Annotated in this window: 1 protein-coding gene; it reads left to right on the top strand. The window is 68.0% G+C overall.

Annotated elements, in window-relative coordinates; genetic code table 11:
- Positions 1-547: 6TM ABC transporter family protein (locus AC1DZC_RS20295; protein ID WP_477044543.1), on the top strand; the 547-nt coding region annotated here is incomplete at both ends.

Genomic DNA, 547 nt, shown 5'->3' with positions numbered 1-547 from the left:
GTCTTCGAGACGCTGGGCGTGCAAAGTCCATTGGGCAGGCTCGCGGTGCTGATCGCGGCCTTTGTCGCGCTGTCCCTGCTGCGCGCGCTGGTGCTCTATGCGCGCGACATGCAGCTTGGTCGGCTGCAGGGAGATTTCGCCCAGCACGAGCGCAATCGCATCATCCAGTCGCTCGCCGCCGCGCCGTGGAGCCGCATCGCGGCGCTCAGCCATGCCCGCGTCACCAGCCTGGTCAGCGTCGAGGTCAACCGGATCGGGGCAGGCGCGCAATTCCTGATCCAGGGCGGTATCGCAATGGTGATGCTGGTGGTGCAGGGCGCGCTCGCCTTTGCGCTGGCGCCGGGACTCGCACTCACCATCGGTGCGATCTTTCTCATCGGCGGCGGCGTGGTCCTGCTCGCCCAGGAGCGGGTCCGCGCGCTCGGCACCGGGCTGGTCGATGCCAATCACCGGATGATGGGCAGCGCGGCGGGCTTTCTCGGCGGACTCAAGGCAGCGACCGCGCAGAATGCACAGCATGGTTTCGCCGAGGAGTTCGCGACGATCC

Source organism: Cellulomonas sp. P2_B4 (genome assembly GCF_056404795.1).
Note: the sequence above shows the minus strand (reverse complement) of the source record. Positions and strands in the feature narration are given on the sequence as shown.